Origin of the sequence: Streptomyces sp. DSM 40750, from assembly GCF_024612035.1 — a bacterium.
In the GTDB taxonomy this organism is placed as follows: Bacteria; Actinomycetota; Actinomycetes; order Streptomycetales; family Streptomycetaceae; genus Streptomyces.
Map to the genome: position 1 here is coordinate 5,819,669 of NZ_CP102513.1, position 24,099 is coordinate 5,843,767.

Genomic DNA, 24,099 nt, shown 5'->3' on the forward strand with positions numbered 1-24,099 from the left:
CCATGAACGCGCCGTACGACGGTGACCGCGGCCAGGGTGCGGCCGACTCGGGGTATCCCGACGGCCCGCTGCCCGGGCCGGGCCAGGTGCCACCGCCGCAGCCCCCCGCGGACATGTACCTCCAGGACGCCTACGCCCAGGACCCGTACCGCGCCCAGGATCTGGCCGCCCAGGACCCGGTGGCCGAGGCGCTCTACGACCGTGCCGCGCACCCCCCGCCGGCCCCGGGCACCTACCAGCCGCAGCAGCCGCTCTACGGGCAGCCGTCGGCGCCTCAGTACGGCCCCGACCCACGCGTGTGGGCCCAGACGCCGGCCCCCGAGCCGGAGGGGCCTACGCGGCATCTGCCGTACGGCGACGACGCCCGTACGACCCAGTTCGTCGGCGTGGACGACCTGGTGACACAGGCCGGGGAGGAGCGCCACGAGCCGGACGCGTTCGCCCATCTCTTCCGCGACCAGCAGCAGGGGGGCCACGCCCCCGTGGCCATGGGGCAGCCGTCCGTTCCCGGGCCCAGCCCTGCCCCCACCCCGGGTCGCCCGGTGTACGAGGAGCCCGCAGCCGCTCCCACACCCGCGCCTCCGGCGAAGAAGGGCGGGCGTGCCTCGGGCCTGCTGAAGTCGAGCGCCGTGATGGCGGCCGGCACCATGGTCTCGCGCCTCACCGGCTTCATCCGCTCGGCGATGATCGTCTCGGCACTGGGCCTCTTCCTGCTGGGCGACTCCTTCCAGGTGGCGTACCAGCTGCCGACGATGATCTACATCCTGACCGTCGGCGGTGGCCTCAACTCCGTCTTCGTGCCCCAGCTCGTACGCGCCATGAAGGACGACGAGGACGGCGGCGAGGCCTACGCCAACCGCCTGCTGACCCTCGTCATGGTGGTTCTCGCTCTGCTCACCGCGCTCGCGATGTTCGCAGCGCCGCTCCTGGTACGCGCTCTGTCGGTGGGAGTCGCCAACAATCCCGCAGCCAACGACGTCGCCGTCACCTTCACCCGCTACTTCCTGCCCTCGATCTTTTTCATGGGCATTCACGTGGTGATGGGTCAAATCCTCAACGCACGCGGCCGGTTCGGCGCCATGATGTGGACGCCGGTCCTGAACAACGTCGTCATCATCGTCACCCTCGGCGCCTTCCTCTGGGTCTACGGCAGCGCGGCCGACTCCCACATGACGGTCGAGAACATCCCGCCGGAGGGCGTGCGACTGCTCGGGGTCGGCATACTGCTCGGCCTCGTCGTCCAGGCTCTGGCGATGATCCCGTATCTGCGGGAGACCGGGTTCCGGCTGCGGCTGCGCTTCGACTGGAAGGGCCATGGCCTCGGCAAGGCCGCGATGCTCGCCAAGTGGACGATCCTGTTCGTCCTCGCCAACCAGGCGGGTGCGCTCGTCGTCACCCAGCTGGCCACCTCATCCGGCATCGACTCCGGCGTCAACGGCACAGGCTTCGCCTCCTACGCCAACGCCCAGCTCATCTGGGGCCTGCCGCAGGCCATCATCACGGTGTCCCTGATGGCGGCCCTGCTCCCGCGCATCTCGCGCTCGGCCGCCGAGGACGACACCGGCGCCGTTCGTGACGACATCTCACAGGGCCTTCGCACCACAGCGGTTGCCATCGTGCCGATCGCCTTCGGCTTCGTCGCGCTCGGCATCCCGATGTGCACACTGATCTTCGGCTCCTCCGGCACCAGTGCGGCCACGAACATGGGCTTCATGCTGATGGCCTTCGGGCTCGGCCTGGTCCCGTACTCCGTGCAGTACGTCGTCCTCCGCGCCTTCTACGCATACGAGGACACCCGGACGCCGTTCTACAACACGGTCATCGTCGCCGCCGTCAACGCAAGCGCCTCTGCGATCTGCTTCTTCGTGATCCCGGCCCGCTGGGCCGTGGTCGGCATGGCCGCCTCGTACGGTCTGGCGTACATGATCGGGGTCGGCGTCGCCTGGCAGCGGCTGCGCAAGCGGCTGGGCGGGGATCTGGACGGAGCCAGGGTCATGCGGACGTACGCACGGCTGTCCATCGCCTCGCTGCCCGCGGCGCTGCTCAGCGGCGCGGCCTGCTACGGCATCAGCCGGACCCTGGGACAGGGCGTCGGCGGCTCGATGCTCGCGCTCGTCGGAGGAGGAATCGTTCTGCTCGGTGTCTTCTACGTCGCCGCGCGGCGCATGCGCATCGAAGAGCTCAACTCGATGGTCGGTATGGTCCGCGGACGGCTGGGGCGCTGAGGCTGGGTACGCGCACAACCATCGTCCGCCGACGCGTGTCGCTCATAGCGGCGGACTGTGGGCACAATTGGCTTTGGCGCCGTAGAGCGCTCAACGGATGGGGAGGCAGGAACGACGGTGGCGGAACGGAGCACGGCTGCCGTCGACGTGGCAGACAACAGCGGCGATGAGCCGCTGACCGCAGAAGCGGACCAGTCCACGGCCGACGGGGAGGCCCAGAACCGGGAGCGGGACACGGAAAGCGCGGCGAGCGAAGAGGCACAAGGGGGCGGCGGTACCGAGAGCCCTTCCCAAACGACACCGCCCGAACTGCACAGCGGCCACAAGCTCGCCAGACGCTACCGCCTCGAAGAGTGCGTCACCCGTCTGGACGGTTTCAGCAGTTGGCGTGCCGTGGACGAGAAACTGCGTCGCGCGGTTGGGGTACACGTGCTGCCCGCCGACCACGCGCGCGCTCGTTCCGTGCTGGCGGCGGCCCGCTCATCGGCGCTGCTGGGTGATCCCCGCTTCGTCCAGGTGCTGGACGCGGTCGAGGAGAACGACCTCGTGTACGTGGTGCACGAGTGGCTTCCCGACGCTACGGAACTGACGGCGCTACTGGCCTCCGGCCCGCTGGAGCCGCACGACGCGTACCAGATGGTCAACCAGGTCTCCCACGCCATGGCCGCCGCGCACCGCGAGGGACTCTCCCACCTGCGGCTCAACCCGAGCGCCGTGCTGCGCTCTGCCGCCGGGCAGTGGCGCATCCGCGGTCTCGCGGTGAACGCCGCGCTGCGGGGCATCGGCTCGGACACCCCGCAGCGCACGGACACCGAGGCGATCGGCGCACTGCTGTACGCGGCGCTCACCCAGCGCTGGCCGTACGAGAACGACGCGCACGGCCTCTCCGGGCTCCCCAAGGGTGTCGGGCTCATCGCACCCGACCAGGTCCGGGCAGGCGTCCACCGGGGCCTGTCGGAGCTGGCCATGCGTGCGCTCGTCAACGACGGCGCCACCGCCTCCCGCCACGAGTCCCCGTGCACGACGCCGGAGGAACTGGTGAAGGCGATCGGTGAGATGCCCCGCATCCGCCCGCCGGAGCCCGCGTTCACCGCGCCACCCGACTACCAGCGCACGACGTACCAGCAGGGGACATACGGGCGCCAGGCGCCGCATGCAGGCGTCACCCAGCCACTGCCCGCCCCGCCACCTCCGCTGCAGAGCCGTACCGGCAAGGCCCTCAAGTGGGCCGTCTCGGCGCTACTGATCGCCGCGCTCGGTCTCGGCAGCTGGCAACTCGCCGACGCGCTCATGGGCCGAGGAGGCCAGTCCGGCGAGCCGGACACCAGCCAGAGCGCGGACGGCAACGACAAGGGCACCGACAAGGCCAAGCCCGTCACGACGCTCAGCATCAAGGACGCCGCTGAGTACTACCCGGACGGCAAGCCCCAGCACGCGGACGACGCGGATCTGACGTACGACAGCAGCGCGTCGACCTACTGGCGGACCTACTCCTACAACGCCGGCCCCACGCTGGCGCCGTTCAAGCAGGGCGTCGGCATCGTCTACGACCTCGGCTCGGTCCAGGAGGTGTCGGCGGCCTCGATAGGGCTGTACTACTCCGGCGACCACACGACGGCCACGCTCTATGCGGCCGACTCCCTGTCATCGTCCGCTCCGCTCAGCTCCATGACGAAGATCGCCACGAACAAGACGAGTGGGACGGAACTGAAAATCTCCGCCAAGGAGCCGGTGAAAACCCGATACGTTCTCGTCTGGCTCACCGATGTGCCCAATGCAGCCGGTGACCAGTTCAGTGGCGCCGGCTACAAGCAGGCGATCACTGACGTGAAGTTCACGGGCTGAGAGCTCACCGAGGGAGGGGGTCCGATGGCGCATGGCGCTGATCACAGCGGTATAAGCGATCAGGATCTCCTGGCCCGGCATGTCGAAGGCGACCCCGATGCCTTTGGTGAACTCGTACGCCGGCACCGGGACCGACTGTGGGCGGTGGCCCTGCGGACGCTCGGGGACCGTGAGGAGGCCGCCGACGCCGTCCAGGACGCGCTCGTATCCGCCTATCGGGCCGCCCACACCTTCCGCGGCCAGTCAGCCGTCACGACCTGGCTGCACCGCATCACGGTGAACGCCTGCCTGGACCGTGCCCGCAAGACTGCCTCGCGCAAGACTTCGCCGGTCGACGACACCGAGCGCCTGGAGCTGCTCCTGGAGCCGCACGAGTCGGCATCCGCTCCGGCCGAGCGCAACGATCTGCACCGCCAGCTGCTGGAGGCTCTGGGCACCCTGCCGCAGGACCAGCGAGCGGCGCTCGTCCTGGTGGACATGCAGGGCTACCCGGTGGCCGAGGCCGCACGGATCCTCGACGTGCCGACCGGCACGGTGAAGAGCCGCTGTGCCCGTGGCAGAGCCAGACTTCTGCCGCTCCTGACCCATCTCCGTACGGATAGCGAGGGCGACGGCGACGAAAAGTCGGGGCGCGGAAGGAACCGGACGCAGGGGACATCCGTCCCACCCGCAGCGGGACCACATGATGCAGGGCCAAGCGATTCAGCTGCTGTGAAGGGCGGAGGTGGGCGAGCGTGACATCCACGACCGACACGGCCGGGCACCCGGAAGTCGCGGAGATCTCCGACCTCACCGAGGGTCTGCTCCCGCCGTCCCGTACCTCGGATGTCCGTCAGCACCTGGACGAGTGCCCCCTCTGCGCCGACGTGTATGCCTCGCTGGAGGAGATCCGCAGCATGCTCGGCACCCTGCCGGGCCCTCCCCGCATGCCCGACGACGTGGCGGGACGGATCGACGCTGCTCTGGCCGCCGAAGCCCTCCTCAACGCCACGGCGCACGATCTCGACGCCTCGGAGGTTCCGAACAGCTCCTCCGGTGCCGCGTCGGACGAGCACGACGCCGTGCGCGTTTCACGTGAAACATCGCTCCCGGCGAATCGCCCCGCAGGCCACTCCCGCGCGTCCACCGGGCCGGGCCGCCCGAGCTCCACGCGCCGATCCCGCCGCACGACGGTTCTCGCAGCCGTCTTCACCGCCGCAGCTCTGGGTCTGGGCACCCTGCTGGTCCAGTCGATGAGCGGCAACGGCTCCGGAGACGATCCGTCAGCGGCTCAGAGCCAGGCTTCCGACACTTTCTCCGGCGTGAAGCTGGAGAAGCGAGTGGCGGATCTCCTGGACGATGACAAGACCAAGGACGCGCCGGGCAGGGATACCTTCGGCGCCGCCACCATCCCCGGCACGCCGGAGTCGTCTGCGGCGAACCCGACCACGAAGCGCACGACAGACGTGCCTCCCTGCATCGCGAAGGGCATCGGCGACATCACGACTGCCATCGCGGCCGAGTCCGGGTCCTACCAAGGAGCGGACGCATATCTCGTCCTGCTGTCCGAGAGTGCCGACACCTCACGCGTCATGGCATACGTCGTCGACGCCTCCTGCATCGGCAAGTCTTCGGAGCCCGCCGGTGAGGTTCTGCTGAAGCAGTCCTACCCTCGCCCCTGAGCACTGTCGCGTTTCTCACCGTGCCACCCCTGGCATCCCTGTGCGGTGTGCCCCGTCTCCGTGTGCCCGGACACATCCGTGTGCCCGGACACACCGGGAATGCACGCCCCTTAGGATCCGTTGGGTGGGGTGAGAGTTCCGAGAGCAGCTCCCGCCGGCACTACGAAGCAGTCCCCAGAGACGAGGAATCAAGCCGTGAGCGACGTCCGTAACGTGATCATCATCGGCTCCGGGCCCGCCGGCTACACGGCGGCGCTCTACACCGCGCGCGCGTCGCTGAAGCCACTGGTGTTCGAGGGCGCCGTCACTGCAGGCGGCGCGCTGATGAACACCACCGAGGTGGAGAACTTCCCCGGTTTCCGGGACGGCATCATGGGCCCCGACCTCATGGACAACATGCGCGCCCAGGCCGAGCGCTTCGGTGCCGAGCTCATCCCGGACGACATCGTCGCCGCCGACCTGAGCGGCGAGGTCAAGACCGTCACGGACACCGCGGGCACCGTGCACCGTGCCAAGGCCGTCATCGTCACCACAGGCTCCCAGCACCGCAAGCTCGGGCTTCCCAACGAGGACGCCCTCTCCGGCCGCGGTGTCTCCTGGTGCGCCACGTGTGATGGGTTCTTCTTCAAGGACCAGGACATCGCCGTGATCGGCGGCGGCGACACCGCGATGGAGGAGGCCACCTTCCTGTCCCGGTTCGCCAAGTCCGTGACCGTCGTCCACCGCCGGGACACGCTGCGTGCTTCCAAGGCGATGCAGGAGCGCGCGTTCGCCGACCCGAAGATCTCCTTCGTATGGGACAGCGAGGTCGCCGAGATCCAGGGTGACCAGAAGCTCGCCGGACTGAAGCTGCGCAACATCAAGACGGGCGAGACGTCCGAGCTGCCGGTGACGGGTCTGTTCATCGCGATCGGCCACGACCCGCGCACGGAACTCTTCAAGGGTCAGCTCGACCTGGACGACGAGGGCTACCTGAAGGTGGCCGCCCCCTCGACCCGGACGAACCTGACCGGTGTCTTCGGCGCGGGTGACGTCGTCGACCACACGTACCGCCAGGCGATCACCGCGGCCGGCACCGGCTGCTCCGCCGCCCTCGACGCCGAGCGCTTTCTCGCCGCCCTCGCCGACAGCGACCAGGCCGCCGAGCCCGAGAAGACCACCGTCTGATCCCCGTCCGCCCCACCGCACCAACCAGTTAGGAGCCCTCAGTGGCCGGCACCCTGAAGAACGTGACCGACGACTCCTTCGAGCAGGACGTCCTCAAGAACGACAAGCCCGTCCTGGTGGACTTCTGGGCCGCCTGGTGCGGTCCGTGCCGCCAGATCGCACCGTCCCTCGAAGCGATCGCCCAGGAGTACGGGGACAAGATCGAGATCGTCAAGCTCAACATCGACGAGAACCCGGCCACGGCTGCCAAGTACGGCGTCATGTCCATCCCGACCCTGAACGTCTACCAGGGTGGCGAGGTCGCCAAGACCATCGTTGGCGCCAAGCCCAAGGCAGCGATCGTGCGTGACCTTGAGGACTTCATCGCCGAGTGATGTTTCACGTGAAACACGAATGGGCCGACCCAAGCGGGTCGGCCCATTCGTTTTAGAGCGGCCGCAGCGCGGGTTCCTTCTGAACCGCTCCCAGAAGTCGATCCAGCGCCAGTTCGACGTCCTCCTTCCAGGAGAGCGTCGTCCGCAGCTCCAACCGCAGCCGGGGATAAGTCGGGTGGGGACGGACCGTCTTGAAGCCCACGGCCGTCAGATGGTCGGCGGGAAGAACACACGCCGGCTCCTTCCAACGGGCGTCCCCGAAGGCCTCGATCGCCTTGAAGCCCCGCCGCAGCAGGTCCTTGGCGACCGTCTGGACCATCACACGGCCGAGCCCCTGCCCCTGGTAGCCCTGCATGATGAAGGCGGTCATCAACTGGACCGCGTCCGGAGACACCGGACTCGTGGGGAACGCCGTAGAGCGGGGCACATAGGCCGGAGGCGCGTACAGCACGAAGCCCACGGGCACCTCATCCACGTAGACCACCCGACCGCAGGACCCCCAGTCCAACAAAACGGCGGAGATCCAGGCCTCCTTCTCCAGTGCGGGGGTGCCCGCCTTTACCGCAGCCTCGCCGCTGACTGGGTCCAACTCCCAGAAGACGCACGAGCGACAGCGCTTGGGAAGGTCCTGAAGGTTGTCCAGCGTGAGCGGTACGAGCCGACGCCCCATGAAGGCTGATCCTCGCTTCCTTCGCCCGCGGCGTCGCGAGCGGCTGTCAGAGCGCTCCGCTCCCTGAGCAGACTTCCGACGAAGCCGCCGACCGCCCCCAGTCCCAGGCCTGCGGTCACCAGTCCGGAACGGCTCACGGTTCGCATGGCCCCCGCCTCTCCACAGAAGATCCGCCAGGTCGATGCGCCATACCCAAACGCATCGTATCCACGATGAGATTGCCTAGATACCGCCTGAAAGCAAAGAGCGGGCTGTGTCCGGTATACATCGGACACAGCCCATTCATGCGGTCGACCAGCCGAAAGCCGTCCTACCAATCGAAGGCTCAGGCCTCCGTCTGCTCCGAGTCGTCGTCCAGGAGACTTTTCTGGAGAGCGAGCTTCTCGCCCGGCGCCAGCGTGCTCAGGATGCGCTCAAGGTCCTCCGTGGAGGCGAACTCGACGGTGATCTTGCCCTTCTTCTGGCCCAGATCGATCTTCACCCGCGTCTCGAAACGATCCGAGAGCCGGGTGGCGAGCTCACCCAGAGCCGGCGAGGGCACAGAGCCAGCTCGCAGCCCTTTGGAACGCGCAGCGGTCTTCGGCCGCGAGCCCATGAGGGTGACGATCTCCTCCACGGCTCGGACCGAGAGTCCCTCCGCCACGATCCGGTGAGCCAGCTTGTCCTGCTCCTCCGAGTCCTCGATGGAGAGCAGCGCCCGGGCATGCCCCGCGGAGAGAACACCGGCGGCCACGCGGCGCTGGACCGGCGCCGAGAGCTTCAGCAGACGCAGGGTGTTGGAGACCTGCGGGCGAGACCGGCCGATACGGTCCGCCAGCTGGTCGTGCGTGCAGTTGAAGTCCTTGAGCAACTGGTCGTAGGCGAAGGCCTCTTCCAGCGGGTTCAGCTGGGCACGGTGCAGGTTCTCCAGGAGCGCGTCCAGAAGAAGCTTCTCATCATCCGTGGCCCGCACGATCGCCGGGATCGCCTCCAGCTCGGCCTCATGGCAGGCCCGCCAGCGCCGCTCACCCATGATGAGCTCGTAGCGGGCCGGGCCCACCTGCCGTACGACGATGGGCTGGAGAAGGCCAACCTCCTTGATGGAGGTGACGAGTTCCTGAAGAAGGTCTTCGTCGAACACCTCACGCGGCTGGCGCGGGTTCGGGGTGATGGAGTCGAGAGGCAGCTCGGCGAAGTAGGCGCCGATGGGTGCTGCGGGTACCTCTACCGCGCCGTTTGGTGACAGCGCCTCCGTTTCACGTGAAACAGGCGGAAGCGTCGCCACCTTCGAGGCCGCCACCCCACGCTCGGGGGTGAAGACGGATGGCACCGCCGGTCCTGCGGGTGCGGGCCCTCCTTGCGCGGGAGATTCCTTCTCTCCTGTCGAGGCCGCTGGGATCAGTGCAGCGAGACCACGGCCCAACCCCCTCCGTCGATCGCTCACTGGATCCCCTCCACCACACTCGGATTGTTCTGAGCACCGTTATGGGGGTGCGTCGGGTCGTACCCTACGCCCACGCCCCTCAGCGCGATTTCCCGTGCCGCCTCAAGGTATGAGAGGGCACCGCTCGATCCTGGATCGTAGGTCAGCACCGTCTGCCCGTAGCTCGGCGCCTCGGAGATACGGACCGAGCGGGGAATGCTCGTCCGCAGCACCTCTTCGCCGAAGTGGGTGCGCACCTCGTCGGCAACCTGGGACGCCAGGCGCGTCCGGCCGTCGTACATGGTGAGCAGGATGGTCGACACGTGGAGGACCGGGTTCAGGTGCCCCCGTACCAGGTCGACATTGCGAAGCAGCTGTCCAAGGCCCTCCAATGCGTAATACTCGCACTGGATCGGGATGAGGACTTCCTGGCCGGCGACCAACGCGTTGACCGTCAACAGACCGAGCGAGGGCGGGCAGTCGATGAGGACGTAGTCCAGGGGCTGCTCGTACGCCTGAAGCGCTCGCTGTAGTCGGCTCTCTCGTGCCACCAGAGACACAAGCTCGATCTCCGCACCGGCGAGATCGATCGTGGCGGGGGCACAGAAGAGACCTTCGACATCGGGAACGGGCTGGACGACTTCCGCCAGCGGCTTGCTGTCGATCAGCACATCGTAGATGGACGGCACCTCGGCGTGATGGTCGATCCCCAGCGCAGTGGACGCGTTGCCCTGGGGGTCAAGGTCCACCACGAGGACACGGGCGCCGTGCAGAGCCAGCGAGGCGGCGAGGTTGACCGTCGTCGTGGTCTTCCCGACGCCCCCCTTCTGATTGGCGACCACCATGACTCGGGTCCGCTCGGGCCGAGGCAGGCCCTCACCGGCTCGGCCCAGAGCCTCTACCGCCAGTTGGGCAGCACGACCGATGGGAGTGTCGTCCATCGGGGGCGGTGTTTCACGTGAAACATCCTCCCCCGTCGACTCGGTACGGGGACCGGGGACCGGATCGGTCATCGGTCCCGCGATGTTGGCGTCGGACCGCAAGGATTCACTCTCCTCGACTTCAGGCTCGCAATGAACAGAGCCTCCCATGTCTTCGGGGTCGTGAACCAGTGAGGCCTGGTGATCTGTGGAGAATTCCACCTCTGTGGAAAACTCCGTTACCTCTCCGAGTGACCCGAGAGGCTTCCGGTCGCGCGGTTCGGCCGCGGCGCGGCCACGGCTGATAATGCCGTGCAGCAGTGAGCGACGTTTCACGTGAAACACGATGCCTAGCGGCACCGGCCGCGACTGCGCGACACTCCGAGATGCGTAGGTTTGGAAGCTTGTGTGGAGTACGACTCGTCGTCAGGACGGATCAGCGAACGTCAAGATCAACGCTCATCGGCGTCGACGTGCTCGCCCTGTCCGGGCCGCCTTCGCCCGCTTCGCCGCGAAGCGCACGCCACCCGGGCTCTCCCCGACCTCTACACGGACGACCGTGGACAGCGGATCGACCACGCCATCGCCAACGTGGAGGATGGAGGTCTCCACGGCACCGAGCTTACTGAGGGCCGCGGCAGCGCTCTTCAGCTCCTCCTCGGCGGTGTCGCCCTTGAGTGCCAGCATCTCCCCGTACGGACGCAGCAGCGGAATGCCCCAGCCGGCCAGTCGGTCCAGCGGCGCCACGGCCCGTGCCGTCACCACATGGACCGGCTGCAGCGTCCCGAGGACTTCTTCGGCACGGCCACGAACCACAGTCACATGGTCGAGGCCCAGGAGCTCGACGACCTCGGTCAGGAAGTTCGTGCGCCGCAGTAGCGGCTCCAGTAGCGTGATCTTCAGGTCCTCCCGGACGAGGGCCAACGGAATGCCAGGAAGTCCGGCACCGGAGCCGACATCGCACACCGTCACCCCCTCGGGCACTACCTCGGAAAGCACCGCGCAGTTCAGCAGGTGCCTCTCCCACAGGCGGGGTACCTCCCGCGGACCGATGAGCCCCCGCTGCACTCCCGTCTCGGCCAGGAGTTCGGCGTACCGGACCGCGTCCGCGTAGCGATCACCGAATACGTCGCGCGCCTGCTCAGGCGCAGGGGGAAGCTCCGCTGCCTCCGTCACGGGGACCGTCCTTCCGTACCGCAAGAGTGCACTGGGCGCTGACACCAGAACAACAGGCTGACAAAGTTCGGCCCCGCCTGCGGGCAGACGGGGCCGGAGGAACGTACGTACCGAATCAGGCAGGAAGCACGACGACGAAGCGCTGCGGCTCTTCGCCCTCTGACTCGCTGCGCAAGCCCGCGGACTTGACCGCGTCGTGCACGACCTTGCGCTCGAAGGGCGTCATCGGCTTCATCTTCACGGGCTCACCGGTGCTCTTGGCCTCGGCCGCGGCCTTGGCACCCAGCTCGGAGAGCTCGGCACGCTTCTTGGCGCGATAGCCCGCGATGTCCAACATCAGACGGCTGCGGTCGCCGGTCTCCCGGTGCACGGCCAGACGCGTGAGCTCCTGGAGTGCCTCGAGCACCTCGCCCTCGCGGCCGACGAGCTTGTTCAGATCTCGACTGCCGGAGTCGCTGATGATCGATACAGAGGCACGGTCGGCCTCGACGTCCATGTCGATGTCGCCGTCGAGGTCTGCGATGTCCAGCAGACCTTCCAGGTAGTCCGCCGCGATCTCGCCCTCCTGCTCCAGGCGGGTCAGGGTGTCGCCACCCTCGGAGGCGGCGGAGGTGGTGCCTTCCGTCACGGGATGGGCTCCTTCTTACTTCTTGGACGGGGACTTGGGGCGCTGCTGGCCCTTGCGCTGACCGGACTGGGCCTTGCTACGGCCACCGCCGGTCTTGGGCGCGGCCTTCTTGGCAGCGGCCGGCGGCTTGTCGTCCTCGGGCTCGTCGGACTTGGTCAGCGAGGTGGGCTCGGCCTTCGGCTCGGAGTCGTCGGCGGTCTTCGTACTGCCGGACTGACGCTGAGCCTTGGTCTGGCGCTTGGGCTGCTGGCGCTTGGGGGTACCGGTCGTCGGCGTACCGTCCTCGGCCGTGGCGACGGCCAAGGCATCGCTCTTGACCACGGTGCCGTCGCTCTGGGCCGCGAGGCCCTCCTTGCCCAGGCCGTTGATGAACTTCCGCTCGTACTCGTTGCGGTCACGGCCCTTGGCGACAATCGCCTTGACGATGGCGCGCTCGCCGCGGCCGCGGGTCTTGCCGTGGTGCGTGACGTGCTTGGTCAAGCGCTCCAGGTACGCGGCCTGGGCCTTGGAACCCGGGGTCGGGTTGTTGTGGATGACGTACATCTGCTGGCCCATGGTCCACACGTTGGTGGTCAGCCAGTAGACGAGAACACCGACCGGGAAGTTGATGCCGAAGACGGCGAACATGATCGGGAAGATGTACATCAGCATCTTCTGCTGCTGCATGAACGGCGTCTTCACCGTGGTGTCGACGTTCTTCGTCATCAACTGACGCTGCGTGTAGAACTGCGAGAACGACATCAGGACGATCATGATCGCGGTGACCACGCGGACGGTGGTGATCGACGCGTCGAGCGCGGCGACGTCCGCGCTGCTGTCGGTGAACTTCGCGGCGAGCGGAGCACCGAAGATGTGCGCCTTCTGCGCGCTCTGCAGCAGGCTCTCGTTGATGACCCCGACAGTGTCGTTGTTCGCGATGCTGTTGAGCACGTGGTACAGCGCGAAGAAGAACGGGGACTGCGCCAGGATGGGAAGGCACGAGGAGAGCGGGTTGGTACCCGTCTCCTTGTACAGCTTCATCATCTCTTCGGACTGACGCTGCTTGTCGTTCTTGTAGCGCTCCTGGATCTTCTTCATCTCGGGCTGCAGTGTCTGCATTGCCCGGGTGGCCTTGATCTGCTTCACAAACAGCGGGATCAGGCAGATACGGATCAGGATCACCAAGGACACGATGGACAGGCCCCAGGCCCACCCGGTGTCATCGCCGAAGAGGGCGCCGTACACCTTGTGGAACTGGACGATGACCCAGGAGACAGGTGTCGTGATGAAGCTGAAGAGGCTGGCAATCGTGTCCACTAATCATGCTCCTTGGGCATGGGACGGGCTCTCGGCGGCCGGGCTCGAAGGAACGTGCCCCTCGATGGCCGGTTCGGCGGCGGAGGACCCGCCCTTGCGTGCGCGCCACGTTCCACGCAACATCTCGTGCCACCGTGGGCGCTTACGCGGCGGGACGTGGTCCACACCGCCGAGCGACCACGGATTGCACCGCAGGATGCGCCAGGCGGTGAGTGCCGTTCCCTTGATCGCACCGTGCCGGTCGATGGCTGTGTAGCCGTAGTGGGAGCACGACGGGTAGTACTTGCACACCGGCCCGAGCAACGGACTGATGGTCCACTGGTACAGCTTGATCAGCGCCAGCAGCGGGTACTTCATCGTGCGCCCCCTCCCAGCAGTCGCGCTATGGCGGCATCCAGGTCTTGGGCCAGTTGTACGTGGTCGGCGTCACCCGCTCCGGGCAGCGCTCGTACGACTACCAGGCTACCGGGGGGAAACAGGGCGACTCGATCGCGCATCAGATGGCGAAGCCTGCGCTTCACCTTGTTGCGTACGACCGAACCACCGACGGCCTTGCTCACGACGAAACCCGCACGCGTCGGGGGAGCGCTCTCCCCAGGCGCGTGCGGGCCCGTGGCACCGCTACGTAGGTGAACGACGAGGAGTGGGCGTCCGGCCCGGCGCCCTCGTCGTACCGCGGTCGCGAAGTCCTCGCGCCGCCTCAGCCGATGCTCGGTAGGCAGCACGACGTCATGACCTGATCAGGATCAGGCCGACAGGCTGGCGCGACCCTTGCTGCGGCGGTTCGCGAGAATCGCGCGACCGGCACGGGTACGCATCCGCAGGCGGAAGCCGTGGGTCTTCGCACGACGACGGTTGTTCGGCTGGAAGGTGCGCTTGCTCACTCGGGGGCTCCAGAAAGAAATCGGTGTTTGCGGGTGCCGTCCTGGCTGTCACCGTGCGCCCACGAGTAGCTCGTATTAACGCCCGAGTGCACCGCTGTCCGATCACCTGACGCGATCTGTGCCCATCGGAGGCAGGCGGCAGCAGCCATCGACAACTCGACCTGGTTACGGTACGCGCGGCTACGCCATCCGGTCAAACCGAAGGTCACGGGGAGACACTATCCACAGGCTGGGGACAACAACTTGAACCGCACCGGTCGCCGTGACTACCGTGACTGAACTCCGATTCGTTCCCTTTCATTTGGCTGCTGGGCCCCGACCCACCCACCAGCACCTCGTTTCGAGCGCCCCACCCGAGTTCCAACCCAACCCGTCCCAGAACCACACGTTCGTGGGACCTGTGAGAGAGCGTGCCCTGTGGCTGACGTACCTGCCGATCTTGCCGCAGTGTGGCCACGAGTACTGGAAAAGCTCCTCGGTGAGGGCCGCGGACAGGGCGTCGAAGTGAAGGACGAGCGCTGGATCAAGCGCTGCCAGCCACTCGCGCTGGTCGCGGACACGGCTCTCCTCGCGGTCCCGAACGAGTTTGCGAAGGGCGTACTCGAAGGCCGTCTCGCGCCGATCGTGAGCGAGACTCTGAGCCGGGAGTGCGGCCGTCCGATCCGTATCGCGATCACCGTCGACAGCTCGGTGGGCGAGCCGCCGCCCCCGCCGGTCCAGTCCCGCTTCGAGGATTCCGAGCACGCCTCCGTCCCGGGCCAGGACCGCGACGGCTATGACCGCAGGGACCCGTACGACGGTCAGGGGCGCGACTCGCGCGGTGGGTACGAGAGCCCGAATCCGTACGAGAACCAGAACGGCTACGAGGGTCAGGGCCGCGATCCCTACGAGGGGTACGGCCGCCATCGCGCCGACGACCGCGGTCCGGGACGCGGCGACCAGCTGACCGGCGGTCCCGGCGACCAGCTGCCGCCTCCGCGTTCGGACCAGCACCCCACCGGCCGCGCGGACCAGCTGCCGACCGCGCGCCCCGCGTATCCGTCCGACTACCAGCGTCCCGAGCCGGGCGCCTGGCCTCGGTCGTCTCAGGGCGACTATGGCTGGCAGCAGCAGCGGCTCGGTTTCCCGGAGCGGGACCCGTACGCATCGCCGTCGCCGGACTACCGCTCGCAGACGAGGGAGCGGCCGCCGTACGACCAGCAGCGTGCCGACTACGACCAGCCCCGCGGGGACTACGACCGGCCGGGTGGCGATTCCGACTATCCGCGGCCCGACCGGCGCGAGCTCCCCGAGCCGCCGCCCGGTTCGGGGCATGTACACCGGGGCGGACCGGCCAGCAGCGCGCCCGGCCCACTGGCGGCGCAGCCCGCGCCGGCGCCGGGTCCGGGTGAGCCGACCGCACGCCTGAACCCGAAGTACCTCTTCGACACGTTCGTCATCGGCGCCTCGAACCGCTTCGCGCACGCGGCCGCGGTGGCCGTCGCCGAGGCGCCTGCGAAGGCGTACAACCCCCTTTTCATCTATGGGGAATCGGGGCTCGGCAAGACCCACTTGCTGCATGCGATCGGGCACTACGCCCGCAGCCTCTACCCGGGCACGCGGGTGCGGTACGTGAGCTCGGAGGAGTTCACCAACGAGTTCATCAACTCCATCCGCGACGGCAAGGGCGACAGCTTCCGCAAGCGGTACCGGGAGATGGACATCCTGCTCGTCGACGACATCCAGTTCCTGGCGGACAAGGAGTCCACACAGGAGGAGTTCTTCCACACGTTCAATACGCTCCACAACGCGAACAAGCAGATCGTGCTCTCCAGTGACCGGCCGCCGAAGCAGTTGGTGACCCTGGAGGACCGGCTGCGGAACCGTTTCGAGTGGGGTCTGATCACCGACGTCCAGCCGCCCGAGCTGGAGACGCGTATCGCGATCCTCCGTAAGAAGGCGGTTCAGGAGCAGCTCAACGCCCCACCGGAGGTACTGGAGTTCATCGCGTCCCGCATCTCGCGCAACATCCGCGAGCTGGAGGGCGCGCTGATCCGGGTGACGGCGTTCGCGTCGCTCAACCGGCAGCCGGTGGACCTCGGGCTGACCGAGATCGTCCTCAAGGATCTGATCCCGGGCGGTGAGAACGCATCCCCGGAGATCACCGCGACCGCGATCATGGCCGCGACGGCCGACTACTTCGGGCTCACGGTCGAGGATCTGTGCGGCACCTCACGCGGCCGCGCCCTGGTGACCGCCCGCCAGATCGCCATGTACCTGTGCCGTGAGCTGACCGACCTGTCGCTGCCCAAGATCGGCGCGCAGTTCGGCAACCGCGACCACACCACCGTCATGCACGCCGACCGCAAGATCCGCGCGCTGATGGCCGAGCGGCGCTCCATCTACAACCAGGTGACGGAGCTGACGAACCGCATCAAGAACGGCTGACAGAAGGCCGTCGTACGCCGCCGAGGGCGCCCCGGGACGAGTTCCCGCGGGCGCCCTCGGCGTTCCGGAGAACTCTTCCGACAGCCCGAAACCGCTCCTGCGGGCCCCTTCCGACGGCGCTTCCGCCGCCCTGTGCCCGCCTGCCGAGGGCTTCGTCCGTCGCCCGGCCGTCATCAGGTGTTCGAATACCTGCCGCGTTACGGCTTCCCTCCACAGATTCGGTGACTTTCTCCCGTCCACACCCTGGGGATCGGGAAGTTATGCAGATCGTGTCCACAGGGCAGTCGGTTGAGGGATCATCGGACCAGGTCAGCCCCCTGTGGATCCGTGGACGAAAGATCTCCACAGGCTGTGGACGACGCGGAGATCCACAGACTGTGGACGGAGTTGTCCACCGGCGCCCCACAGGCTGCGGCCGGTTGTCCCCAGTGATCGTCGGCTTCTCCACATGGCTGTCCACTGTTCGGCAAGCCAACCCGCCTTCTCACCGTGTCGAGTGAAAGGCGTCACATGAAGTTGCCTGGTTGGGCTGTGGGAAAGGTGGGTAAACCTGGGGACGCCGTTGGGGAGAAGTGCCCCGGGGCTGTGCACGGTGTGTGCAGAACTTTCTGTTCTCCACAGATACCCCTGGTTGTCCACCGCCCCCACCCACAGGCCCGGTGGACAAAATTTGCCGCCTGAGCTGCAGAGACGGGGTTATCCACGGTTTCCACAGGCCCTACTACTACTCCCAACTAGAGAGAGCTGGGAATCCGTTTCGAAGTGGGTCCTGTGCACAACTCGCTCTGGGCTGCCTGACCGCGCCTCGTCACGACTTGACCCCGAGAGGCTCCGAGTGTCAGCGGTGTGCGTCAGACTGTTCCCCGGTGTCCTTCCCGTCACAGGAGCCAGCGACACCGAGACAGACGACGAAGCCAGGCAGGGCGAGAAGCGCCGGCAACAGCAGGAGGCGGCAACAGTGAAGATCCGGGTGGAACGCGACGTACTCGCGGAGGCAGTGGCCTGGGCGGCGCGCAGCCTCCCGGCCCGTCCGCCGGCGCCTGTCCTCGCCGGCCTCCTTCTGAAGGCCGAGGAAGGCCAGCTGAGCCTCTCCAGCTTCGACTACGAGGTCTCCGCACGGGTGTCCGTGGAGGCGGAGGTCGACGAAGAGGGCACGGTGCTCGTCTCCGGCCGGCTCCTCGCGGACATCTGCCGCGCACTCCCCAACCGCCCGGTGGAGATTTCCACAGACGGTGTACGAGCGACCGTGGTCTGCGGCTCCTCGCGTTTCACACTCCACACACTGCCTGTGGAGGAGTACCCGTCCCTGCCGCAGATGCCGAACGCCACGGGCACCGTGCCCGGTGAGGTCTTCGCCTCCGCCGCCGCCCAGGTCGCCATCGCCGCCGGGCGCGACGACACGCTGCCCGTCCTCACCGGTGTGCGCATCGAGATCGAGGGCGACACGGTCACGCTGGCGTCCACCGACCGCTACCGCTTCGCGGTCCGCGAGTTCCTGTGGAAGCCGGAGAACCCCGAGGCGTCCGCGGTCGCCCTGGTGCCCGCCAAGACGCTCCTGGACACCGCCAAGGCCCTCACGAGCGGCGACAGCGTCATCCTGGCGCTCTCCGGCTCGGGCTCGGGAGAGGGTCTGATCGGTTTCGAGGGCGCGGGCCGCCGTACGACCACGCGGCTGCTGGAGGGCGACCTCCCGAAGTACCGCACGCTGTTCCCGACGGAGTTCAACAGCGTGGCGGTCATCGAGACGGCCCCCTTCGTGGAGGCCGTCAAGCGTGTGGCCCTGGTCGCCGAGCGGAACACCCCGGTCCGGCTGAGCTTCGAGCAGGGCGTGCTGATCCTGGAGGCCGGCTCCAGCGACGACGCACAGGCTGTGGAAAGGGTCGACGCCCAGCTGGAGGGCGACGACATCTCGATCGCCTTCAACCCGACGTTCCTGCTGGACGGCCTGAGCGCCATCGACTCCCCGGTCGCCCAGCTGTCCTTCACCACGTCCACCAAGCCCGCGCTGCTCAGTGGCAAGCCGGCCGTGGACGCCGAGGCGGACGAGGCCTACAAGTACCTGATCATGCCGGTGCGGCTCAGCGGCTGACCGGCCGGACACCGCCGCGGCCGAGCCGCCGGAGGTTGTCCACAGTGCTGTGGGGGCCCGGTGGATCACCGGGCCCTCGGTGTGAAGCCGCAGGTCGGGGCGTACGTTTGAGCGGGTATGCCCACAGGTGTGCGTGAGCGTCCGGGTTTAGGCTCGTGCGTGGGTACGCAGGTGCCCTCATGCCACGTCGCAACCTAAGGAACAACTGATGGAGCTCGGTCTCGTCGGCCTCGGCAAGATGGGCGGCAACATGCGCGAGCGGATCCGCCGCGCAGGCCACACCGTCATCGGATACGACCGGAACCCGGATCTCGCCGATGTCCACAGTCTCGAAGAGCTTGTGGGCAAGCTCAAGGGCCCGCGGGTCATATGGGTGATGGTCCCGGCCGGTGCCGCCACCCAGTCGACCATCGACGAGCTGGCCGAGCTGCTCCAGCCCGGTGACGTCGTCGTGGACGGCGGCAACTCCCGCTGGACGGACGACGAGAAGCACGCCGAGGAGCTGGCCGCCAAGGGCATCGGCTTCGTGGACTGCGGTGTCTCCGGCGGTGTCTGGGGCCTGGAGAACGGCTACGCGCTGATGTACGGCGGCGACGCGGAGAACGTCGCCAAGGTGCAGCCGGTCTTCGACGCGCTCAAGCCCGAGGGCGACCTCGGCGCGGTGCACGCCGGCAAGGTCGGTGCCGGGCACTTCGCGAAGATGGTCCACAACGGCATCGAGTACGCGATGATGCAGGCGTACGCCGAGGGCTGGGAGCTGCTGGAGAAGGTCGACTCGGTGACGGACGTCCGCGAGGTCTTCCGCTCCTGGCAGGAGGGCACCGTCATCCGCTCCTGGCTGCTCGACCTCGCCGTGAACGCCCTTGACGAGGACGAACACCTGGACCGGCTCAAGGGTTACGCCCAGGACTCCGGCGAAGGCCGATGGACCGTGGAGGCCGCCATCGACCACGCCGTGCCGCTGCCCGCGATCACGGCCTCCCTCTTCGCGCGGTTCGCGTCGCGCCAGCAGGACTCTCCGCAGATGAAGATGATCGCGGCGCTGCGGAACCAGTTCGGCGGCCACGCGGTCGAGAAGAAGTAGCCCAAGGCACAGAACGCAAGAACGAACGGTCTACGAGAAGTCATCCACAGGGCCGCACGGCGGTCCACAACCCTGGGGGAGGTCGGCACCCGACCATGCACGTCACGCATCTGTCGCTGGCCGACTTCCGCTCGTACGCCCGGGTCGACGTCCCGCTCGACCCGGGCGTCACCGCGTTCGTGGGCCCCAACGGGCAGGGCAAGACGAACCTGGTCGAGGCGGTCGGCTATCTCGCGACCCTCGGCAGCCACCGGGTGTCGTCGGACGCGCCCCTGGTCCGCATGGGCGCCGACCGCGCGGTGATCCGGGCGCAGGTGCGGCAGGGCGAGCGGCAGCAGCTGGTCGAGCTGGAACTGAACCCAGGCAAGGCCAACCGCGCCCGCATCAACAGGTCCTCGCAGGTCAGACCGCGTGACGTCCTCGGCATCGTACGGACCGTGCTGTTCGCGCCCGAGGACCTCGCCCTGGTCAAGGGCGATCCCGGTGAGCGGCGGCGCTTCCTCGACGAACTGATCACCGCGCGGGCCCCGCGCATGGCGGGCGTGCGCTCGGACTACGAACGGGTCCTCAAGCAGCGCAACACGCTCCTCAAGACGGCCGCGCTGGCTCGTCGGCACGGCGGCCGCACCATGGACCTGTCCACGCTCGACGTGTGGGACCAGCACCTCGCCGGCGTGGGAGCCGAGTTGCTTGCCCAGCGGCTGGACCTGGTCGCCGCGATACAGCCGCTCGCCGACAAGGCCTATGAGCAGTTGGCGCCCGGCGGCGGCCCGGTGAGTTTGGAATACAAACCCTCCTCGCCCGGCATCGTCGGCCACGCGCGCGAGGAGCTGTACGAGCAGCTGATGGCCGCCCTCGGCGAGGCCCGCAAGCAGGAGATCGAGCGAGGCGTCACCCTCGTGGGACCCCATCGAGACGATCTGGTTCTCAAACTCGGTCAGCTGCCCGCCAAGGGATACGCCTCCCACGGCGAGGCCTGGTCGTACGCCCTGGCGCTGCGGCTCGCCTCGTACGACCTGCTGCGGGCCGAGGGCAATGAGCCGGTGCTGATCCTCGACGACGTGTTCGCCGAGCTGGACGCCCGCCGGCGGGAGCGCCTGGCGGAACTGGTCGCACCGGGCGAGCAGGTGCTGGTGACCGCCGCAGTCGACGACGACGTACCGGACGTACTGACCGGGACGCGGTACACCGTGTCCGATGGGACGGTGGAGCGCGTATGAGCGGATCCGAGGGAACCCCGAAGCCTCCCGAGCCCTCCGGTGTGGACCTCGCGCGCGTGGCGCTACGCGCCGCGAAAGAAGCGGCACGCGCGCGAGGAGAAGCCACTCAGCAGCAGAAGCAGGCCCGGCGGGGCGGCGGGCTGCGCTCCGGCGCGCGCGCCGACGGCCGGGACCCGATGCCCCTCGGCCCCGCGATCAACCGCCTGATCACCGAGCGGGGCTGGGAGACGCCGGCCGCAGTCGGCGGGGTCATGGGCCGCTGGCCGCAGATCGTCGGCCACGACCTGGCCAGAAAATGCGTACCGGAGCGGTACGACGAGGACGAGCGAGTCCTGCATGTGCGGTGCGAGTCGACGGCATGGGCGACGAACGTGCGACTGCTCGCTCCGCAGTTGGTCGCCCGTCTCAACGAGGACCTCGGGCAGGGCACCGTACGGCTGCTGAAGGTCCACGGTCCGGCCGGCTCCGCCCGTCGCTACGGGCCACTGCGCGCCCCGGGAAGCACCGGGCCCGGCGACACCTACGGGTGACCGTAGTCACATTTTTGGGCGCTACCGCACCCATGAGCGGGGGCTCTTCGCCGCCGGGCGAACGGCCACGTGCTCCGGCGCGCACGTTCGCATGCGGTTGCGAACATCGACCTGACCCGGGAGTAGCAAAGGGTTGACATCCGGAAGCGCTGAGTGCCGCTGTGAGCCTCTTGGAGCCCCGCTCCGCATATGGGGAGTCGGGAGAGACCGGTTCAGGGCGGCACATGCGGACTCAGGTACCGGCAAACCCCCATCACTGTCGGCGCTACCGGTAGACTGGAAGCTAATCCCGCCCCATTCGTGGGGACCGCTTCGGAAACACTGTGCAACGCTGACAAAGGCTTCCACCGCAACATGCCGCAGCCGCTCCGGCAAACCCGCCGGGAGTCTGGCTTGTGCTGTGCCAGAAAGGGCGCTTCGTGGCCGATTCCGGCAACCCCAACGAGAACATCCTGTCCACCGAGGCCCCGGCTGGAGTCGCCGAGGCCTCAACCACGGCGTACGACGCCAGCGCCATCACCGTCCTCGAGGGCCTGGACGCGGTCCGCAAGCGACCCGGTATGTACATCGGTTCAACCGGTGAGCGCGGACTTCACCACCTTGTGCAAGAGGTCGTCGACAACTCCGTCGACGAGGCGCTGGCCGGCCACGCGGACACCATCGACGTCACGATCCTCGCCGACGGCGGCGTGCGGGTCGTCGACAACGGCCGTGGCATCCCGGTCGGCATCGTCCCCTCCGAGGGCAAGCCGGCCGTCGAGGTCGTGCTGACGGTCCTGCACGCGGGCGGCAAGTTCGGCGGCGGCGGCTACGCGGTCTCCGGCGGTCTGCACGGCGTGGGTGTCTCCGTTGTGAACGCTCTGTCGACCAAGGTCTCCGTCGAGATCAAGACCGATGGCTACCGCTGGACGCAGGACTACAAGTTGGGCGTCCCGACGGCCCCGCTTGCCCAGCACGAGGCCACGGACGAGCACGGCACCACGGTCACCTTCTGGGCCGACCCAGACATCTTCGAGACCACCGAGTACTCCTTCGAGACGCTCTCGCGGCGCTTCCAGGAGATGGCGTTCCTCAACAAGGGTCTGAGGATCAACCTCGCCGACGAGCGCGAGTCGGCGAAGGCCACGGCCGGCGCGGACGAGGCGGGCGAGGACGAGAAGCACGAGGTCAAGAGCGTCTCGTACCACTACGAAGGCGGCATCGTCGATTTCGTGAAGTACCTCAACTCCCGCAAGGGAGACGTGGTGCACCCCACCGTGATCGACCTCGAGGCCGAGGACAAGGACAAGAGCCTGTCCCTCGAACTCGCGATGCAGTGGAACGGCGGTTACACCGAGGGCGTCTACTCCTTCGCGAACATCATCCACACGCACGAGGGCGGTACGCACGAAGAAGGCTTCCGCGCGGCGCTGACGAACCTGGTCAACAAGTACGCGCGCGAGAAGAAGCTACTGCGTGAGAAGGACGACAACCTCACGGGTGACGACATCCGCGAGGGTCTGACGGCGATCATCTCGGTGAAGCTCAGCGAGCCGCAGTTCGAGGGCCAGACCAAGACCAAGCTGGGCAACACCGAGGTGAAGACCTTCGTCCAGAAGGTCGTCTACGAGCACCTGAACGACTGGCTGGACCGCAACCCGGTCGAGGCGGCGGACATCGTCCGCAAGGGCATCCAGGCGGCCACCGCGCGCGTGGCGGCCCGCAAGGCCCGGGACCTCACTCGGCGCAAGGGCCTCCTGGAGACGGCGTCCCTGCCGGGCAAGCTCTCCGACTGCCAGTCGAACGACCCCATCAAGTGCGAGATCTTCATCGTCGAGGGTGACTCCGCCGGCGGCTCGGCCAAGTCCGGCCGGAACCCCGAGTACCAGGCGATCCTCCCGATCCGCGGCAAGATCCTCAACGTGGAGAAGGCCAGGATCGACAAGATCCTGCAGAACCAGGAGATCCAGGCGCTGATCTCGGCCTTCGGTACCGGAGTCCACGAGGACTTCGACATCGAGAAGCTGCGCTATCACAAGATCATCCTGATGGCGGACGCCGACGTCGACGGCCAGCACATCAACACCCTGCTGCTGACCTTCCTGTTCCGCTTCATGCGGCCGCTGGTCGAGGCCGGGCACGTGTTCCTGTCCCGTCCGCCGCTCTACAAGATCAAGTGGGGTCGGGAGGACGTCGAGTACGCGTACTCCGACCGCGAGCGCGACGCGCTGATCGAGATGGGCCGCCAGCGCGGCAAGCGCATCCGGGAGGACTCGATCCAGCGCTTCAAGGGTCTCGGCGAGATGAACGCCGAGGAACTGCGCATCACGACGATGGACCAGGAGCACCGCGTCCTCGGCCAGGTCACCCTCGACGACGCAGCCCAGGCCGACGATCTCTTCTCGGTCCTGATGGGCGAGGACGTCGAGGCGCGCCGCGCGTTCATCCAGCGCAACGCCAAGGACGTCCGCTTCCTCGACATCTGAGTCGGTCTCAGCTGACCGCACCAGGAAGGATCTTCA

21 protein-coding genes are annotated in these 24,099 nt (G+C 67.7%); 12 read left to right on the forward strand and 9 right to left on the reverse strand.

Features of this window, described 5'->3' with window-relative positions:
• The first annotated feature begins 2 nt into the window (after positions 1-2).
• From murJ to trxA, 6 genes are all read left to right on the forward strand, one after another.
• Positions 3-2,225 carry a murein biosynthesis integral membrane protein MurJ gene (murJ, locus tag JIX55_RS26035; protein ID WP_257565690.1) on the forward strand — a complete coding sequence of 741 codons (2,223 nt, stop codon included), beginning with the start codon at positions 3-5 and terminating at the stop codon, positions 2,223-2,225.
• A 117-nt stretch (positions 2,226-2,342) separates the two neighbouring features.
• On the forward strand, positions 2,343-4,070 hold the full coding sequence (locus JIX55_RS26040) for a protein kinase family protein (RefSeq protein WP_257565691.1): 1,728 nt from the start codon (positions 2,343-2,345) through the stop codon (positions 4,068-4,070).
• A 24-nt stretch (positions 4,071-4,094) separates the two neighbouring features.
• Entirely contained in the window at positions 4,095-4,808 is a 714-nt protein-coding gene (gene sigM, locus JIX55_RS26045; protein ID WP_257565692.1) for an RNA polymerase sigma factor SigM, read from the forward strand.
• Positions 4,805-5,731 carry an anti-sigma factor family protein gene (locus JIX55_RS26050; protein ID WP_257565693.1) on the forward strand — a complete coding sequence of 309 codons (927 nt, stop codon included), beginning with the start codon at positions 4,805-4,807 and terminating at the stop codon, positions 5,729-5,731. Before sigM ends, JIX55_RS26050 begins: the two co-directional genes overlap by 4 nt.
• Positions 5,732-5,926: 195 nt before the next feature.
• Positions 5,927-6,898 (forward strand): thioredoxin-disulfide reductase, encoded by a 972-nt coding sequence (gene trxB / locus JIX55_RS26055; protein WP_257565694.1) that lies wholly within the window; start codon positions 5,927-5,929, stop codon positions 6,896-6,898.
• A 41-nt stretch (positions 6,899-6,939) separates the two neighbouring features.
• Positions 6,940-7,272, forward strand: a complete 333-nt coding sequence (trxA, locus tag JIX55_RS26060) for a thioredoxin (RefSeq protein WP_045558506.1) — start codon at positions 6,940-6,942, stop codon at positions 7,270-7,272.
• A 52-nt stretch (positions 7,273-7,324) separates the two neighbouring features.
• Here trxA and JIX55_RS26065 read toward each other — a convergent pair whose 3' ends face one another.
• From JIX55_RS26065 to rpmH, 9 genes are all read right to left on the reverse strand, one after another.
• The gene (locus tag JIX55_RS26065) at positions 7,325-7,942 is read right to left on the reverse strand and encodes a GNAT family N-acetyltransferase (RefSeq protein WP_033530657.1); all 618 of its coding nucleotides are present in this window, start codon (positions 7,940-7,942) and stop codon (positions 7,325-7,327) included.
• Positions 7,943-8,267: 325 nt separating this feature from the next.
• Positions 8,268-9,365 (reverse strand): ParB/RepB/Spo0J family partition protein, encoded by a 1,098-nt coding sequence (locus JIX55_RS26070; RefSeq protein WP_257565695.1) that lies wholly within the window; start codon positions 9,363-9,365, stop codon positions 8,268-8,270.
• Complete coding sequence (locus JIX55_RS26075; RefSeq protein WP_306820124.1) at positions 9,362-10,435, reverse strand: ParA family protein; 1,074 nt, start codon at positions 10,433-10,435, stop codon at positions 9,362-9,364. Before JIX55_RS26075 ends, JIX55_RS26070 begins: the two co-directional genes overlap by 4 nt.
• Before the next feature lie 288 nt (positions 10,436-10,723).
• Positions 10,724-11,440 (reverse strand): 16S rRNA (guanine(527)-N(7))-methyltransferase RsmG, encoded by a 717-nt coding sequence (gene rsmG / locus JIX55_RS26080; protein WP_257565696.1) that lies wholly within the window; start codon positions 11,438-11,440, stop codon positions 10,724-10,726.
• A 115-nt stretch (positions 11,441-11,555) separates the two neighbouring features.
• Positions 11,556-12,068: a Jag family protein gene (locus JIX55_RS26085; RefSeq protein ID WP_257565697.1), complete on the reverse strand. Its 513-nt coding sequence runs from the start codon at positions 12,066-12,068 to the stop codon at positions 11,556-11,558.
• A 15-nt stretch (positions 12,069-12,083) separates the two neighbouring features.
• A complete protein-coding gene (gene yidC / locus JIX55_RS26090; RefSeq protein WP_257565699.1) occupies positions 12,084-13,364 on the reverse strand; it encodes a membrane protein insertase YidC in 1,281 nt (426 codons plus the stop codon).
• A 3-nt stretch (positions 13,365-13,367) separates the two neighbouring features.
• The gene (gene yidD, locus JIX55_RS26095; protein WP_037689668.1) at positions 13,368-13,721 is read right to left on the reverse strand and encodes a membrane protein insertion efficiency factor YidD; all 354 of its coding nucleotides are present in this window, start codon (positions 13,719-13,721) and stop codon (positions 13,368-13,370) included.
• Entirely contained in the window at positions 13,718-14,089 is a 372-nt protein-coding gene (rnpA, locus tag JIX55_RS26100) for a ribonuclease P protein component (protein WP_257565700.1), read from the reverse strand. The genes yidD and rnpA overlap by 4 nt, the downstream gene beginning before the upstream one ends.
• Before the next feature lie 21 nt (positions 14,090-14,110).
• A complete protein-coding gene (rpmH, locus tag JIX55_RS26105; RefSeq protein ID WP_005482975.1) occupies positions 14,111-14,248 on the reverse strand; it encodes a 50S ribosomal protein L34 in 138 nt (45 codons plus the stop codon).
• 417 nt (positions 14,249-14,665) lie between these two features.
• Between rpmH and dnaA the strand changes: the two genes are divergently transcribed.
• The 6 genes from dnaA to gyrB all read left to right on the forward strand — a co-directional run bounded on the left by dnaA (position 14,666) and on the right by gyrB (position 24,063).
• The gene (gene dnaA / locus JIX55_RS26110) at positions 14,666-16,675 is read left to right on the forward strand and encodes a chromosomal replication initiator protein DnaA (RefSeq protein WP_257565701.1); all 2,010 of its coding nucleotides are present in this window, start codon (positions 14,666-14,668) and stop codon (positions 16,673-16,675) included.
• A gap of 958 nt (positions 16,676-17,633) precedes the next feature.
• Complete coding sequence (gene dnaN, locus JIX55_RS26115; protein ID WP_037689673.1) at positions 17,634-18,764, forward strand: DNA polymerase III subunit beta; 1,131 nt, start codon at positions 17,634-17,636, stop codon at positions 18,762-18,764.
• Positions 18,765-18,972: 208 nt separating this feature from the next.
• Positions 18,973-19,848 carry a phosphogluconate dehydrogenase (NAD(+)-dependent, decarboxylating) gene (gene gnd / locus JIX55_RS26120; RefSeq protein WP_257565702.1) on the forward strand — a complete coding sequence of 292 codons (876 nt, stop codon included), beginning with the start codon at positions 18,973-18,975 and terminating at the stop codon, positions 19,846-19,848.
• A 95-nt stretch (positions 19,849-19,943) separates the two neighbouring features.
• Positions 19,944-21,068, forward strand: a complete 1,125-nt coding sequence (recF, locus tag JIX55_RS26125) for a DNA replication/repair protein RecF (RefSeq protein WP_257565703.1) — start codon at positions 19,944-19,946, stop codon at positions 21,066-21,068.
• Positions 21,065-21,598 (forward strand): DUF721 domain-containing protein, encoded by a 534-nt coding sequence (locus JIX55_RS26130; RefSeq protein ID WP_257565704.1) that lies wholly within the window; start codon positions 21,065-21,067, stop codon positions 21,596-21,598. The genes recF and JIX55_RS26130 overlap by 4 nt, the downstream gene beginning before the upstream one ends.
• Positions 21,599-22,017: 419 nt before the next feature.
• A complete protein-coding gene (gene gyrB / locus JIX55_RS26135) occupies positions 22,018-24,063 on the forward strand; it encodes a DNA topoisomerase (ATP-hydrolyzing) subunit B (RefSeq protein WP_257565705.1) in 2,046 nt (681 codons plus the stop codon).
• Positions 24,064-24,099: the final 36 nt, after the last annotated feature.